The organism is Lysinibacillus irui (assembly GCF_028877475.1).
In the GTDB taxonomy this organism is placed as follows: Bacteria; Bacillota; Bacilli; order Bacillales_A; family Planococcaceae; genus Lysinibacillus; species Lysinibacillus irui.
This window is the reverse complement of the sequence record NZ_CP113527.1, coordinates 3,153,555-3,170,112: the sequence shown is the minus strand read 5'-3', so window position 1 is coordinate 3,170,112 and position 16,558 is coordinate 3,153,555. Positions and strand designations below refer to the sequence as shown.

The 16,558-nt window shown below is 33.1% G+C and carries 15 protein-coding genes; 13 read left to right on the top strand and 2 right to left on the bottom strand.

Annotation, left to right across the window (positions count from 1 at the left end):
• Window positions 1-6 precede the first annotated feature (6 nt).
• The 13 genes from OU989_RS15975 (at window position 7) to OU989_RS15915 (ending at window position 13,868) form a co-directional block, all read left to right on the top strand.
• Window positions 7-732 carry an ABC transporter ATP-binding protein gene (locus OU989_RS15975; RefSeq protein ID WP_274793999.1) on the top strand — a complete coding sequence of 242 codons (726 nt, stop codon included), beginning with the start codon at window positions 7-9 and terminating at the stop codon, window positions 730-732.
• Between the two features lie 12 nt (window positions 733-744).
• Window positions 745-1,485, top strand: coding sequence for an ABC transporter permease (locus OU989_RS15970; protein WP_274793998.1), 741 nt, complete (start codon window positions 745-747; stop codon window positions 1,483-1,485).
• A gap of 5 nt (window positions 1,486-1,490) precedes the next feature.
• Complete coding sequence (locus OU989_RS15965; RefSeq protein ID WP_274793997.1) at window positions 1,491-2,915, top strand: hypothetical protein; 1,425 nt, start codon at window positions 1,491-1,493, stop codon at window positions 2,913-2,915.
• Entirely contained in the window at window positions 2,915-4,591 is a 1,677-nt protein-coding gene (locus OU989_RS15960) for a YcaO-like family protein (protein WP_274793996.1), read from the top strand. Before OU989_RS15965 ends, OU989_RS15960 begins: the two co-directional genes overlap by 1 nt.
• 19 nt (window positions 4,592-4,610) lie before the next feature.
• Window positions 4,611-5,777, top strand: a complete 1,167-nt coding sequence (locus tag OU989_RS15955) for a hypothetical protein (RefSeq protein WP_274793995.1) — start codon at window positions 4,611-4,613, stop codon at window positions 5,775-5,777.
• Between the two features lie 14 nt (window positions 5,778-5,791).
• Window positions 5,792-6,625: a thiopeptide-type bacteriocin biosynthesis protein gene (locus tag OU989_RS15950; RefSeq protein WP_274793994.1), complete on the top strand. Its 834-nt coding sequence runs from the start codon at window positions 5,792-5,794 to the stop codon at window positions 6,623-6,625.
• Window positions 6,626-6,648: 23 nt separating this feature from the next.
• Window positions 6,649-7,380, top strand: coding sequence for a SagB/ThcOx family dehydrogenase (locus OU989_RS15945; protein WP_274793993.1), 732 nt, complete (start codon window positions 6,649-6,651; stop codon window positions 7,378-7,380).
• Between the two features lie 19 nt (window positions 7,381-7,399).
• Window positions 7,400-8,239 carry an ABC transporter permease gene (locus OU989_RS15940; protein WP_274793992.1) on the top strand — a complete coding sequence of 280 codons (840 nt, stop codon included), beginning with the start codon at window positions 7,400-7,402 and terminating at the stop codon, window positions 8,237-8,239.
• Window positions 8,240-8,442: 203 nt separating this feature from the next.
• Window positions 8,443-9,045 (top strand): accessory gene regulator AgrB, encoded by a 603-nt coding sequence (locus OU989_RS15935; protein ID WP_274793991.1) that lies wholly within the window; start codon window positions 8,443-8,445, stop codon window positions 9,043-9,045.
• A 2-nt stretch (window positions 9,046-9,047) separates the two neighbouring features.
• Window positions 9,048-9,179 (top strand): cyclic lactone autoinducer peptide, encoded by a 132-nt coding sequence (locus tag OU989_RS15930; RefSeq protein WP_274793990.1) that lies wholly within the window; start codon window positions 9,048-9,050, stop codon window positions 9,177-9,179.
• Between the two features lie 100 nt (window positions 9,180-9,279).
• Window positions 9,280-10,578, top strand: a complete 1,299-nt coding sequence (locus OU989_RS15925; RefSeq protein WP_274793989.1) for a sensor histidine kinase — start codon at window positions 9,280-9,282, stop codon at window positions 10,576-10,578.
• A gap of 9 nt (window positions 10,579-10,587) precedes the next feature.
• Window positions 10,588-11,331, top strand: a complete 744-nt coding sequence (locus tag OU989_RS15920; RefSeq protein WP_274793988.1) for a LytR/AlgR family response regulator transcription factor — start codon at window positions 10,588-10,590, stop codon at window positions 11,329-11,331.
• Between the two features lie 575 nt (window positions 11,332-11,906).
• Window positions 11,907-13,868 carry a lipoteichoic acid synthase gene (locus tag OU989_RS15915; protein WP_274793987.1) on the top strand — a complete coding sequence of 654 codons (1,962 nt, stop codon included), beginning with the start codon at window positions 11,907-11,909 and terminating at the stop codon, window positions 13,866-13,868.
• Window positions 13,869-14,642: 774 nt separating this feature from the next.
• Here the strand turns inward: OU989_RS15915 and OU989_RS23750 are convergent.
• Entirely contained in the window at window positions 14,643-14,858 is a 216-nt protein-coding gene (locus OU989_RS23750) for a YjcZ family sporulation protein (protein ID WP_396631778.1), read from the bottom strand.
• 187 nt (window positions 14,859-15,045) lie between these two features.
• Window positions 15,046-16,530 (bottom strand): serine hydrolase domain-containing protein, encoded by a 1,485-nt coding sequence (locus tag OU989_RS15905; RefSeq protein WP_274793986.1) that lies wholly within the window; start codon window positions 16,528-16,530, stop codon window positions 15,046-15,048.
• Window positions 16,531-16,558: the final 28 nt, after the last annotated feature.

Sequence of the window (16,558 nt, the reverse complement as noted above, 5' to 3'; positions counted from 1 at the left end):
TGAACCATGCAAAACTATAATGTAAAGGTAGAAAAATTAACAAAGAATTATGGAAAAAAAGCTGTTTTGAAAGGAATAGACTTTACTGCTGAAAAAGGTGAAATTATAGGTGTTATCGGTAAAAACGGTGCTGGGAAATCGACATTCTTGGAAATTTTAATGACGATTAAAGATTATAATGACGGGAAGGTCGTTGTTTTTGGTAATAACCTGAAGGAAATTGATCAAGCTGATTTGGGAAAAATCAAAAGTAATATTTCAGCTGTACTTCAGCCAACACAGTTTTATAAAAAATTAAAAGTAAAAGAATTACTAGATCTTTTCCGTTCCTATTATGGGAGCAAAGTAGATTTAAAAGAAATTATAGAAGAATTTGAACTACAAGAGCATTTAAATACGTTTTTTGATAACTTATCAGGAGGATGGAAACAAAAGGTTAGCCTTGCGATTGCTTTTTCTTCAAAACCACGTTTGATTATTTTAGATGAACCGACAACTGGTCTGGATCCACATATGCGAAACATTTTATGGGAAAGCATTACTGGCTATATTAAAAAAAATGACAGTACAGTGATTTTATCAACGCATTACATGGACGAAATCGAACTTTACTGTGATAAAGTTCTTTTCATTAATGACGGTGTAACAGAAGTATTTGATACTCCTGAAAATATACTGAAATCCGGTCATAAATCAATTAATAGCTTCTATCTTGATAAAATTGCCAAATAAGGAGGAATAAATATGTTATTAACGCAAATTAAATATGACTTAAAGATGTTCTTCAGAGAGCTATTCTATTTAGTATTCACAGTTTTTGTACCACCCGTAACATATATTTTAATGGGACAAATGTTCAGTAATGCTACCTATAGTGGTGGAATGAACTATGTTCAAGTGTATACGCCATCGTTTATTGTCCTAATTAGCTTTTCAGTAGTATTTTTTGCCTTTGGTTTTGATCAGGTAATGAATCGTGCAGCTGGGATTGAAAAAAGGCTTTTCATTACACCAATAACAGATAAAATTCTTTTAATGTCCAGTATTGCTAAGTCATTCATTATTGCAACTGCAGGATTTTTCTTAATAACATTAATTGGCCTTCTTGTTTATGATTTGAAACTTTCTATTGTTAACTTTTTGGTTTCATATCTAAGCTTGCTGCTTATCAATGCAGTAATGTTGGTTTATTCTCATGCCATTTATTCAAATTTCAAAGAAGTAAAAACAGCATTAATTATTTCTATTGTTTTATTCCAAATTGTTATGTTTACTGGTGGCTTTTCTGTTCCTGTGGAGAGTCTGCCTAATTTTATTCAATATGTATCTTATGCGAATCCGTTCTATCATTTAAATAACATATATATTTCTGTTTGGAATCAGTCATTTGAACTTAATCAAGATATGTTAATTTCGGTTGGTTACGCTTCGGCTCTCCTCATTATTTCATTAGTTGTTATTAAGCTCAACAACAAGAAGGAGTGATTATTATGATTATTAAAGCTAGAAGAAATATTCGATATCACTATAATGAACCAGATTTATTTATATATGGGCCAAACGAAAAAATAAAATTAAAATTGAGCGTTTCTGAATATGAAAACATTACTTCTTTGATTAGTAAGGCATACCAAGGAAGTGAAGAAACAGAACTGTTTGAAGAGTTTATGCGCTATAGGAAATTGACTCAGTTTCTTATAGAAAAACATATTTTTTATCTGGTTGATCCGGAAATCTATAACATTCACAAAAGCAGTATCTATTTGCCATGGGTAGAAGAGCATTGTCTATCCGTGGAAAAAGGTCTAAAAGAAATTGAAAAAATCTGTGTAAATATTCCCCAATCGTTTTTTGGTGCAACTTGCCTAAAAGAATTGTTGGAAGAGAATCAAATTAAAAGTGAAATTACAAATGTAGAGAATATTGAAGTTCTGACAGATGGAAAAATTGTTGCAAAATATCATATTGGAAAAAAAGGAGAAAGAATCTGGGTTTCAACAAGAAACCATAGGAATTTTGAAGAGGTATCAGCAGAGGATATTTCAGAGAAACTTCTGTCAGGTTTCCTATTTTATAGCGCCATTATATCTGCTATTGGTAAAAATTCCCCTGTATTCAATATAAATACTATGATGGAAGTTGAAAGAAAAGTGGCTTTTGACGGAATTGAAAAAGTGGATTATCAATTTTCTGGACGGACGCATCAAGACGCTATAAAGAATTTTAATTCGCTTGAAATCTTTGTAAAGAAATATGATTCAAAGATCGTTTCCTTTAATAATGATAAAGCATATTTCAATTACAACCAATCTCCATTGCAGGTTATTACCGTACAAACAGAGGACGAAGAAAATTACTATTTCGCAGATATTTCTTATGAAAGGCTGGCACAATTTCTTGCAGAAGCAGCATTTCTTGAGATCCTAAAAAACAGTTATTCAAAAGAACTTTTACTGAAGCAACAGGAAAAAATCATATATAGTACCCAACACGATAAGACAGGAGAACTTTTCAGATTAGATTTGAATGAGTTAGAGGAATCCGACCTTATCAGTAGTTTACTGAATCAAGAAAAGCTATCAGTAAATTTCTATCTCCAGTCTTGTGTAGGTGGAGGGTATTACTTATATGTTGTAAATAACGATTCAGAGACACTAATTTTCCAAATCCCTGTAAGAACAGCTGCTCAGCTGACAACAGTCATACTGACTTGGATTAGTATGTATAAAAACGATGTATCTGTCAAAGAGTCATTCTTTAAATCTGTAGATTTAAATGAGTTCCGATTCAAGGAAGATGGTTCTTTAAATTGGAACATATCTATTCAAGAAAAACAAGTAAGCGGACAGCAGACTACTGTGGGAAAAATTCTCGATGAAAATGGTTTTGAATATGAACTTTTGGAGGTGGAGTAATGTCCATACAAACAATTGCAGCTACTACAATTCTGATAAACCAAAAGTATATTTTTATTCATTCATCACAGAATGACTCTTCCTTTTGTTTCAACTGCTATAAAGAGCGAACAAAAGAATTAAAATGCTATCAACAGTATTTCGGTTGGCTAGAGGATCAGCCAAACCAGCTAGAATCTGAATTAATCGCTATGCTTGTTCAGAAGCTTGAAAAAAGTAATGAACCGTTCCTATATGAGCTCAATCGGGATACATTGGAAATTCAGGCGAAAGCAACCTTCAAGCGAGGAGATTGTGAGTGTAATGTAAACACAAGTTCGAATCAGCCCATTGAATTGGATACGATTTTCGATCCAAAAGATAACCGACAACTGAGCTTTGAAAAGGTTCGGGAGAAAATTGAAAAAAACAAGAGGTTAATCTATGCGCATCCATCGTCGATTGTGAATGCATTAACGCGTTCAGGAGATTCCTATGGGACACCGATGGTACAGACCGAGGTACTGTATAAGGGGATTTCAATGCTTTCCTATGGTCGAACAGGGACTTTTGAAAAATCAAAATATATTTCTATTCTGGAATCGTTGGAGCGTTATGCTACAGCGTTTCCTTATAAAAAACAAAAAAACGCGATACGAGAAAAGGATTGTGAAATTATTGATCTTACGCTGAGTGAAGTAATGACACAATGCGATTATGGTAATCCAGAGAATTATACAGAAGATCAGCCTTTAAACTATGAAAAAGTTTGGGCATTGCACAGTGAAAAAGAAGTTTTAATTCCCGAGCAGTTGATTTATTACAATTCTCATGTTGTTTCTGATGAAAAGAGATATATTTATGAAAGCTCCAATGGTAGTGCTCTCGGTTCAACAGAGGCTGAAGCGAGTCTGCATGCGATGCTAGAACTAATTGAAAGAGATGCTTTTTTAGCTACATGGTATGGACAGATTCCACCTGTCAGAATTGATGAATCAAGCATTTATTCTACAAAAATACAGGCTTATCTAGAATCTCTCAAGCGAAAAGATATCCGTGTTCATTTGTTTGATATATCTATGGAAGTGAGAATCCCGACAATCTGGGTGTTATTAGAAAAGAAGGAGCCTAAGGAAAATGAAATGGCCTTCTATACAGCTGCAGCTGCCTCTTTTGACTTGGAAGAGTCTATAGAACGAGCATTGATTGAGGCTACAACAGCGATTACTGTTTTTACAAATGTATTCAATAATCAGGAATATCAGACTAGAAAAAGACAATTGTTGAAGAATCCTCAATCCGTTCACAGGTTGGAAGACCATTTGCTTCTTTATTCAAATAAGGAAATGAAAAATGCATTTAAATTTGCATTAGATACTGAAATGGTTTCTTCCTTCGAGCAATTAGAAGCAGGGTATACAACATATCAAGGGAAATTTTTAGAGGTTGTTCGAGCGCTTGAAGAGCAATTGGTCATCATCTCTGGTAAAGCTTATCGGGCTAAGACAGAGAATCCGAATTTATTTTCTGCAGGATTTGTGAACGTAAAATATATAGTACCTGGTATGCTGACGATGACCTTTGGACATCAAAATAGACGAGTCGTAAATCAGCGTATTGAAAAGGCTATTCAGTTTAAGAAGAAAGGGAAGTTAGATAAAGACTGGATAGAAAAGACACCGCATCCATTTCCATAAATGAATGGGAGGAATAAGGATGATTGATCAACATTATTTAGAACGATTCGGGGAGGATCGTTATAAGCAAACATTGTCTGCTGCAAAAATTGATGGAGATTTGTTGTTTAAAAATCATATAGATGTGATTGACATGAAATTTTTGAAAGAGCTTGGAAAAAGTGATGGCTGGAGTTCGATTATTTATGATCTCTACTATTATTTAGAAATGATACAACGGATAGATTTTTTCAGCAAATACTATTTCCACTCTTTTTCTCCAAAAGCTAGAAATATTGATAGTCTCAAATTGGTGTTTGTCCATAAGACACATATGTTTGTTTACAATGCATTAACAGACAAAATTTATGTGTATAAGCAAGAGTATTTTAAAGGATTGAATGCGGAAAAAGACTATCTAGTCATAGTAAATGATAATCGTCAGCTCCAAAAAATCTATGGTGATTTTTCAACGATGCTAGGTTTACTGAATACAGGCCACTATCTCTATAATCTTGACTTTGTTTTAAATGGTCATCAAATTCGGCATCGTAGACTAACAACGATTTCGTTGGAGAAACCACGTGAATTTGTCACAATTCCTCTTGTTTTAGAAATAGCTATGGATCAAGAATATCATTTGAGTACAGAAGATATAAAAGAGCAACCAGAAACAGAATTTTTCAGGAAAAGGGTATCGGAGCAAAATATTCGAGGTGACGCAGTCGTAAGAAAGATTTTGTCTGCTGATACTCATCGTCAGTTATTGAAGGAGTGTCAAGTAGCTGTGCAAGACTATCCTGAAATAGGTTTGTGGAGTTTTATAGATAATATTACTGATTTCAGAAGCGGGTTTTACAAGATTGGAGAAAAGTGTGAATTTATTCAACCCAATGAAAAATTTATGTATAAGAAGATGTTACATGAATATCAAGATTTCACTAATCTAGAGGGAATGAATTATTGGTTCTTCTTTACATTTGAAAATACGGGACATGATTATGATGAAATGTTTTTGAAGATTGGTCATTTTGCTCAACGTTTATCCATTATTGCAGCGAAATATGGATTAGCAGCTCGTGGGATTAAAAATTATAATGACACTACAATAAAAGAGAAATTCAATTTAGAAGAAAATAAACAGATTGGCTACTCATTAAATCTTTTTAAGAGCTGGAATACAAGTCACAGTATATTTTTAAAATAAAGGGGAGTAGTAGTATGTGGATATCTAAACACTTATTCATTCATGATTATCTATTAATTGAGGAATTTTTAAAAGATTGTCTGTTGCCTTATTTAGATGAAGAAAAGGTTCGATATTTCTTCATTCGCTATTGGGATGGGGGTCCTCATATCCGATTGAGATACCAAACAGAACCTGAAGTAGCAGATAAATTTGAAAAAGATTTAAATCAATTACTGGAGAGATTTCATCAAAAGCATAAGAATCATACGTTCCAACCTATTTCATATGATGATGCGATTGTACAGACAGAAGGCATTAAACCAACTGCTCCATATCCGAATTTTTCAATTCAAACAATTGATTATGTACCAGAGCTTAACCGTTATGGGGGAGAGAAAGCGATGGGACTGTCCGAAGAAATGTTTGTACACTCGTCAAGATTTGCTGGGCAAATTATTCAAAAGCTAAACCGAAATCAACGTTATGTATTAGCAATTGATCTCATGTACCTCTGTACAGAAGTTGCTGAAGAATTAGGATATATTGAGAAGCATGAGACAATGTTCCTTGCGTATCGAGAAATATGGACACAATTTTCTAAGAATAAGACTTCGGAGAATTTATACAAAGTGATTAGCAACAGAATTAGTAGCTTGAAAAAGGGAGAACTTGCGACTGCAATCTATCAGCCGTATCTCAAGGTTTTTAAGTCATTGCTTGCCCAAATAAAACTATGTCAAACGACTTACGAGCCAGAGTACGCCTTTTATATAGTCATCTCTCATCTTCATATGCTGAATAATCGATTAGGCGTTTCTCCGGAATTTGAATTCATTTTCTCAGATGCTTTCCTTAAAGCTGGATGATTTCTTAAAAGGGGGAGTTTAATTTGTGGAACTTTAAAGGTGAGCGGAATATTGAAAAAAAATTCATGGATTATCATATGATGTCGATCAATGAACCTGAATTCACCAATACTCAAGTATATGCTCACAGACCGAGGGAAATACAGGGAAATGGTAATTATCCACTAATTGATTTGGATTATACAGTTGACCAAGAAAATTTATTTGAAAGAATTTTAGCTACAAGATATTCGGCAAGGGAACCATTCAAAGCCAAGGTAAAGGTTGATAGAAAGTTAATGGCACAATTTGCTCAATTGGCTATGATTGGCGGAGATAGAGAGAGTCGTACATACCCTTCCGGTGGGGCACAGTATTATGTCAACATTTACTTTTTATTCAACGAGCAATTGGTAGATATTGATTTAATAGAGCAGGGAAATATTATGCGGCTGAATAGTGATACTCACAAGTTATTGGTTAAACAATATCAGCCGTGGAATGAAATCAGTAACGTATTTATTCAAAAGTATCTTGCTAATACAGCACAGTTCGCTATTGCATTAAGTTGTGACATGTCTGAGATCTCTGGGAAGTATACAGATATCTCGTACAAGTTGGTGCAACAAGAGGCTGGACATATTGGACAGAATATTCAGTTAGTAGCGAACTATCTAGGATTGGAAAGTGTACCCTTAGGCGGTTTTTATGATATTGAGTTATCAAGACTTTTGAGAGATAATCAAACATCTTTGTATGCATTTCTTTTAGGCTAGAAAGGAGCTGAGATGGAATATGTATTGCTTAAAATTGAAATATCAAGTAAAAAAAGTCAACGATTTCTTTATGATTCAGGATTGTGTAACATTAGAAACCGTCATGGCTTTTAAAGTCAAAGATATGGAGTTTAATAAATTAAAAGAAATTGTCTATCATGGTATAGATGAAACAACAGACAGTTCGGAGAATAGGCTTGGGAAGCAACTGTTGGAAAAGGATTCTAAACTGTTTACTTTCTATGAAAAACAAAAATCTAGAGATCTTTTGAATCTAGTTAGAAGCTATACGGAATTCTTTACCCCGTATTTTATATCAACAGAAGCGATTAGTGAATACGTGATTTTTGCAGAAAAAATTATTGAGACGGGGAAAATATTTAACGTTCAAGTCTTTTTAGAAGATAAATTCCCAAATGTTCAAGAGTTTCTGGAAAAATCACCGTTTATTCAAACTGTATACGATGAGAAACAACAGAACAATATTGATTTGCTAATTGGAACACAAAAGAAAATTGTAGAGACAACTCAAATAGACTCTTTTGCAAACTATGTACTGGCATTGAGCTGTCAGGAAAATAGTTTGGAGATAGGTCCATTAATTAATACAACCAAATTCGAGATTCCTAAGTTTTCATTAGAAGGAGAGCAGAATGCAGCAATAATGCATCATGAAGAATTACTGATGTGTTTCTTCTTAGAGAGAATTCTATTTATTCAGTTATTCAAATTATATAATAAAATGCGGCAAAATGAATTTTTCCCAACTAGAAACAAAGTCTGTATAAATCGAATGGATCTCCAAGGGTACAGTGAAGCGGTTACACTTTATCCAAAATATTTAGTTGAGTTTGTATAACTAGGGTGGAACCACTCGAAAGTAATGAGTTAGTCGCTTGTATAAAATAAATCATGATTGTAAGGAAAATACTCATAACTGTGTATTTTCCTATTTTTTTTTAACATTTATGTAATGAAATGAATAACCTAATATACTTTTGATAATAATAGAGTAAAGAAGGTTATCCTATAATTGTAAAGAAAAACAAGGGAGGGGTAAAAATGGAAGTATTGCTAAGAGGATTCAGAGAAGAAGTGTTGTCAGAATATATGGTTAGGAAATTAAAAAAAAGACATAACCTGACTAGAATTCAAGAGTTGAAGTGTAAATTAGGTATTGAAGTTTGCCTCATAAATATGGGTAAAGCAATTCCAGTTTATATGACAGCATTTTTACTTCATTCTATTTGGCTGACATTTATTTTTCACAGTGCTTATTTCTTGATAAGGCTAAATGCTAGAGGTATTCATGCTCAAAAAAGTAGTACCTGCACTTTAATAAGTGTTTTCCTATTCGGAATATTACCGATAATGGTACCAGATATTTCACTATCAGAACCGATTATCTGGATTGTTATTCTAGCTGTATATAGCTGTCTTTATAAGTATGCCCCCCAAGATACAGAAAAGAACCGCATTAACGATAAGGTGTTAAGAGCAAGGCTGAGAAACAGAGCCATTATAGGTTATTCGATATGTGTGGCAGTTATGGTTAGTACTAGTTCACAAGTAGTAATCAATCAAGTATTTTTTGGAAGTTTACTAGCTGTAATTTGTATCCTTCCAATAACATATAAAATATTAATAAATAAGAGAGGAAGATGAAAATGAAAAAAATTCAAAGAATGTTTACTGAAGGTTTAATCAATCTATTTATTGGAGTAGGTGCGTTAAGCGTGGAGAATTTCTGTTTGTTGTATAATTTTGAACCAGAAATTCCAGAGGAATTAAAGAAGTAGATTTTAAGCAAAAAGTATAAATTTACCTGATATTACAATTTACTGATCTATAGTATAATATATAGTGAAAGTTTACTATATAGAAATGAGGGGTCAGTGATTGACTATATTAGCATTCATACAAGTAGCAATTTATTGTATTTTGGTAAGCTTTGTTTTAGGTAAACGTTTCTTTCAAAAGGAAAATATTATTGCAGTCATCTTATTTAGTTTAATGATGGCCTGGCTATATCCTTATTTAGACATTTTTGGTTCATTATTAATATTTGCATTTGTTCTAGCTATTTTAAAGCATACCTATCGAAAATGGATACCTGCATTGTACGACGCATCAATTTTATTGATTGCTATGATTCTGATTGATCATTTAACAACTTTTATTATGGGAAAAGTCTTAGAGATTAGTACTGTTTCAGAATCAAATGAAACCATTTTTCCGGTGATATTACTTCATCAATTTATTACCCTAATTACTGGGCTTATCTTTATAACTTTTTGGAAAAGATTGAATATTCGGATTTTTGAAAAGGATGAGAATGACAGGAATTTACAGCGTATTTTAGCTTTCCTGGGGCTTTTTACATATGTGATTTATTTTACAATGATTGTGTATGTAAGATTAACGGGAAACCAAAATACGCTGGTATTGATGAATACCATGTACTTATTTATCTATTTTGCTATTTTTGCTGTCAGCTTGTCGTTTCTAGTATATACCTTCAGAAAGCAGTTTGAGATGAGGGAAAAAGAAATTGAACTAAACAGTATACAAATGTACACGGAACAGCTGGAAAAAAATTATTATGAAATGCGAACTTTTCGCCATGATTACATCAATATCCTGTCTTCTATGTCTGAATACATCACCAATCGTGATATGACAGCTTTAGAGAGCTATTTTAATGACAATATAATGCGTGTCAGTCAAGAGATTCGTGACAATGATTTTAAGATGAGGGGTTTGTCTCAAATTAAAATTCCTGAAGTAAAAGGTTTGGTATCCTCCAAATTGATTACTGCACAGGAAAAGGGGATAGATGTGGTTTTTGAATGTCCTAACGAAATACATGATCTGAATATGGATAGTGTACTGTTGTGCCGCTGTATCGGAATTATTTTAGACAATGCAATTGAAGCAGCAGAAGAAGTAGAAAAGGGGATGGTTCGAGTTGGATTTGTAGAACTTGAACAATCAGTATCCTTTGTGGTTTGGAATACGTTTAGAGATACTGGGCATAAGCTCTTTCAATATTTTGAAAAAGGTTTCTCAACAAAAGGAGAAAATCGAGGGTTGGGGCTGAATAGTCTGAAGAAAATGGTAGATCAAGAAAATAAGACACGGTTGGATACAGTGATAGAGGATAATTATTTTAAGCAGGAAATTGTAATTTTAAAGTGAGGGATCAAGATGATTGATGTTTTTATCTGTGAAGATCAAAAGGAACAAAGAGAAAGGATAGCCAGGTATGTCTCTAATTATATTATGATTGAAAACCTTGATATGCAACTGGTTCTAACAACCGCAAATCCAGAAGAAGTATTAACGTATATAAAAGAGAGCAATCGATCAGGTTTATATTTTCTTGATATCGACTTGAATCATGAGATGAATGGCATCACACTTGGCGCGGAAATTAGAAAAATTGATCCAACAGGTGATATTGTTTTTGTCACTACTCACTCCGAACTTACTTATTTAAATTTCATTTATAAGGTAGCCGCGATGGATTTTATTATTAAAGATGATGTTAATTCTATACAGAGCAAAGTTGTTAGCTGTTTGAAGGTGGCAAATGAAAGAAAGCAAGTAACAAACAGGACTTCTAATAAAAAATTTGTTCAGAGAATTGCAGATAAAATTATTAGTGTCAATTATGATGATATCATGTTTTTTGAATCCTCCCCATTACATAAAGTTGTTTTACATTTGGACAATCGCCAAGTAGAGTTTTATGGGAAGTTGAAAGATGTAGAGAAAGAGTATGAAGGCTTCATTCGTTGCCATAATTCTTTCGTAGTGAATATAGACAATATACAGGAAGTTGACTTTAAGAACAAAGAAATTCTAATGAAAAATGGGGAAATTTGCTATGGGTCTGCTCGAATGATTAAAGCTGTACAAAAAAAATTAGAAATGAATGATAGCGAATAAGAAATAGTGTAGAGACTCAATAAGAGCCACATAAATTCTCTGCATGGATTTCTAGCAAAGCCATATAGCAACAATGGTTGTATGGCTTTTTGTTTTTATAAATAAGTTTAGCAGAAAAATTTGTCCATATTTAAGTGAGTAAATGATCAAAATATACATGAGCATCCAGTAAATAGATATACATAGGCTAGGATAAATAAATTAGTTGATCATGCAATAAATTTCAACTTTCTACAAAAAAAGTGTGCACAGCAATGAAACAATTGCATGCTTGAACTGAAAGGAGATAAAAAGAATATGATAGTTAATATTGCCCGGTAAATAATAGTCAACAGGCTAACATTTGCAGGGTATTTTTTATGATGATATTTACAGTAACTAGAAATTTTTATACTAATTGTCTTTAGTGCTAGTTAACAACTTGACAGATTTCTAAATGGGGAGTACTATACATTAGCTACTAAAAAAAGTTATTGTGAAGTAACATTTTTCTAATGCAATGCATTACAATACTTATAGTCTACGTTCATATACAACTAGATTTTTAATTTAATAAGTAGAAGGTAGGTGTAGTAATGAAAAATCTAGTAAGTAAAAAAGATGACCTATTCAACAACTTTTTAGGAATATATTTTATAGCTGTTTTAATGTTATGGATTAAAACATATATCACTCAAATAACACAATTTGAACTAGGTGTAGAAGGAGCTCTTCAACAATTCCTTTTACTATTAAATCCACTAGGATCAGCCATGCTGTTTCTAGGATTTTCATTTTTATTTAAAGGAAAAAGAAAATATTCATCTTTAGTAATAGTTTATACTTTGATGTCTATTCTTTTATATGCCAATATTGTTTATTACCGATTTTTTAGTGATTTCATTACATTACCAACAATTTTCCAAACACAGAACTTTGGCGATTTAGGTGGTAGTGTTCTTTCTTTACTTAAGCCTTATGATATCTTGTTCTTTGTGGATGTTCTTGTCATGTTCTATCTACGTTTCTCAAGAAAAATACAAAAAGAAACTGAACGTGTAGGGTATAAAAAAGCAACGGCAATTATTGCATTAGCATTAGCAGTATCCATTGTAAATTTAGGCCTAGCTGAAACTAGTCGTCCACAATTGTTAACACGAGGTTTTGATAGAAACTATATTGTGAAATATTTAGGGATGTATAACTATACGATTTATGATTCAGTAGAAACTATGAAAGCTTCTTCACAGAGAGCTTTGGCAGATAGTAGTGATACGACAGAAGTAATTAATTATACAAAATCAAATCATGCCAAACCTAATGCAGACTATTTTGGTGCAGCAAAAGGCATGAACGTTATCTATTTACATTTAGAATCGTTCCAAAATTTTCTTATCAACTATAAATTAAACGGTGAGGAAGTTACACCATTTTTAAACTCATTAACAAAAGATAAGAATACAATGTATTTTGATAATTTCTTCCATCAAACAGGTCAAGGTAAAACTTCAGATGCTGAATTTATGCTAGAAAATTCTTTATTTGGGTTACCACAAGGGTCTGCTTATATTACAAAAGCACAAAATACGTACCAGGCTGCTCCAAGCATTTTAAAAGATCATGGTTATACATCAGCTGTATTCCATGGGAATAACGGAAGCTTCTGGAACCGAAATGTGATTTATAAGTCCTTTGGATACGAGCATTTCTTTGATGCAAGTTATTATAATACTGGTTCTTCAGGTGATATGGCTGAATATGGTTTGTTAGATAAACCGTTCTTTGAACAATCACAAAGTCTTTTAAGTTCGTTACCACAACCTTTTTATACAAAATTAATTACAGTAGGTAACCATTATCCGTATAAAATGAGTCAAGATTTAGTAACAATTGATAAAGCGAATACTGGCGATGCAAGTGTTGATAATTATTTCCAAACAGCACGCTATGCAGATGAAGCAATCAAACAGGTCTTCAATCAATTAAAAGAGTCGGGCCTATATGATAATTCGATGATTGTTCTTTATGGTGACCATTACGGTATTTCAGATAATCATAATAGAGCAATGGAGCAAGTGATTGGCAAAGAAATTACACCTTATGAAAGTGCTAATTTGCAACGCGTACCATTATTTATCCATGTTCCAGGAATGCAAGGTGGAACTAACCATACTTATGGTGGCCAAATAGATCTTCTTCCAACGTTATTGCATTTACTAGGAATTGATACGCAAAATTTCATTCAATTTGGTTCTGATTTATTATCAGAAGAGCATGATGAAATCGTACCATTCAGAAATGGAGATTTTGTTAGTCCTACGATTTATTCAATTAATGAAAAATTTTATGATAATAAAACAGGTTTGCCTCTAGATGATAGTCAATTAGACTTTGCTAAGTCGATGAAAAACGAAGTAGATCATAAACTAAAATTATCGGATCAAGTCGTCAATGGTGACTTATTGAGATTCTATACACCAACAGGGTATACACCTGTAGATCCATCAAAGTATAATTACTCTAAAGACACTAAGAACACGACTGTAGAATCTAATTAATTGATTTTTAATGGGCAGTTTAAGAAAATATGGTGGATATTCAAAAGTTTAAGTAACTTATGATATCTTACCGTTTTCTTGAATTGCCTTTTTGTATGGGCTGTTTTGGATAGAAGATAAAAAGGTGTTCTCTCTAACAGCTGTTTGCATAAGTTTATATGGTATTTATGATGGCTCGTGATACAGCAATTTGATGCATTTATTTACTATATAAAAAAACAGTAGGATGCTGTCCATTCAAAATTCACTCCTTGAAAAATAAAAAACACTCAAAATCTTATGAATACAAGTTTTTGAGTGTTTTTTGTGTAAAACAATTAAAATAAGAGATCACAGCATCCAAGTTCAAGAAAAAAATTAAATGACCTCTCCAATAAATCTTCCCACCCCTCTTAACAACCAATAAATTAATCTGAATGGGAATAAAAACAATTCAGGTATCAAAAATAGTACGTTAATAAATAATTCTACTAGAGGGGACTTATTATAACTCTTTCTGTTTCTTCTCGTTTTCTTTTTCCTTTTTTGCCACCATTCGATCATGGAACTCATCCCCTTTTTCAATAATAGTTACTAACTTTACTTAAGTATATTTACGTTTCAAAGTTGTAGTTCGTTTCATTTTCTGACGATTTTGTTGAAATAAACATATGGTTTTAAGCTACTAGGGGAGACGGGCTGAAAGTAAATTTTATAAATAAAAAGGGTCACCTGACAGCGACCCTTTTGCGTTAGAATATGAGATTTCTTACCAGTAATGAAAGATGCTAAAAATTAATATTCTTTATCTACGAATGTTGCGCCTACAATAATGAGCAGAATAAATAGTACAACAATTAATACGAATGGTGAACTATTATTCTTACCATAGTCCATGCAATAACCACCGCCATACTCGTTACCATAGCCTCCACCATAACTTCCAGCATAGCCATGACCATAGCCGCCGTAACAACAATTATAATTGCCTGCATTTCCGTAGTATCCCATAAAGACCTCTCCTTTCTTCAATTTATTGTATGTCAAGACGTTGAAAGGAGAGGGGGTTTTCGTCTAGTCGATGATTCTATATTGGACAAAAGAAAACCGATCAAGAATGGCAATGGTGAATGGTAGCACAGATGAACTGATGTAGACCATACTCCATAATGGAAGCTTTCCTTTAAAATAAATCTTCTTAGATATTCTTTTTAGTAACAGTGAGTGATAAACCTAATAATAAATATAGGGAGCTTGCCATAATGGTACTATACAATAATACCGTGATAGAAGTAGGTGCCCAAACTTTTATAAATGTCCAATTTAAGCCGACAATATTTGGGACTATAAATATAGCTGCCATTAGCAAAGCAACAATTACTATATGGACAGAAATAAGGGAAATTCTCTTATAATTTAATGTTGCGACCTCACGTTGTTTTTTATAAAATCTTTGTGCAATTTTAAATAATAGATAACAGAATATTATACTGATTACGATGACGAAGGCACTTATAATAGTTACAATTTTATCTAGTTTTTGATAGCTACTAACATGTTGTCCTTGAACCGTTTTACCTTCCCATATATCCATGACACCTTGTCCAATCGCTGTCGTAAAGCTTGTATTCATATTGGCTAAAATAGCTACGCCTATTTGTTCATCAGGTTGCATGATGAAGTACGAGGTAAAGGTTGGGTTTTCACCAGCATGGTAAATGTATGGCTTTTTATCCTTCTCCACAATGGCCCAACCGTTTGCATAATAAGTATTGGTATCAAAAGGCTCCACTGTTTGATCTGGAGTATGTGATTCTTGTATTACATGGTTACTGATAGAATAGATGCTACTGTTCCCTAACTGTAATTTTAACCATCTCGCTATATCATTGGCGTTACTGATGACATAGCCTGCAGGGATATTGCCGCGATAGACAGGTGGTATGTATGGCTGTTCTTTCATCAGACCTATTTTATAACCAGAAGCCATTTTTGAAGAATGTACCTGGTGAATTCCTACAAAAGATTCATTCATACCAATTGGCTGTAAAATTTTTTGTTGGATATACCGATCAAATGGCTGTTTTGAAACTTGTTCAATTACTAATCCTAAGACATCATAATTAATTGTTGCATATTCAAAGGAACTACCTGGTTTACGATTTAGCTGTTGGTCCAGTAATGTTTTGACCGTTAGCTCAAGAGCGTTATCAGCCGTACTTTCTGGAATCCGAGTAATTGAATTTGAGGGAATTCCGCTGGTATGTGACAATAACTGCTGAATGGTAATAACCTGTTCCTCGCCATTAAAGGTTAATGTTAACCACGGGATATACTTTCGAACATCATCTGATCGTTTTAACAAACCTTGCTTTTCTAATTGTAAAATAGCAAGCCCTGTAAATGCTTTAGATGTGGACCCTAGCTCAAAAAGGGTATCAGATGTGACAGGCGTTTTTGTTTCTGTATCAGCAAAGCCAAAGCTCTTTTGATATACGGTTTCGCCCTTATCAACAATGATGACTGAAAGACCTGGGATTTTACTAATGTTTTGTTGTTCCTCAATAAATTGGTCAATTTTATGAATGGTATCCCTCGATGTTGCCTGTACTACTTCGGGTATGAAAGTAAAAAATACGAACATTACAGCCATCATCACGAATTTTTTTATGAACATTGTCATGTAGATTTTCTCCTTAAGATGTAATTTG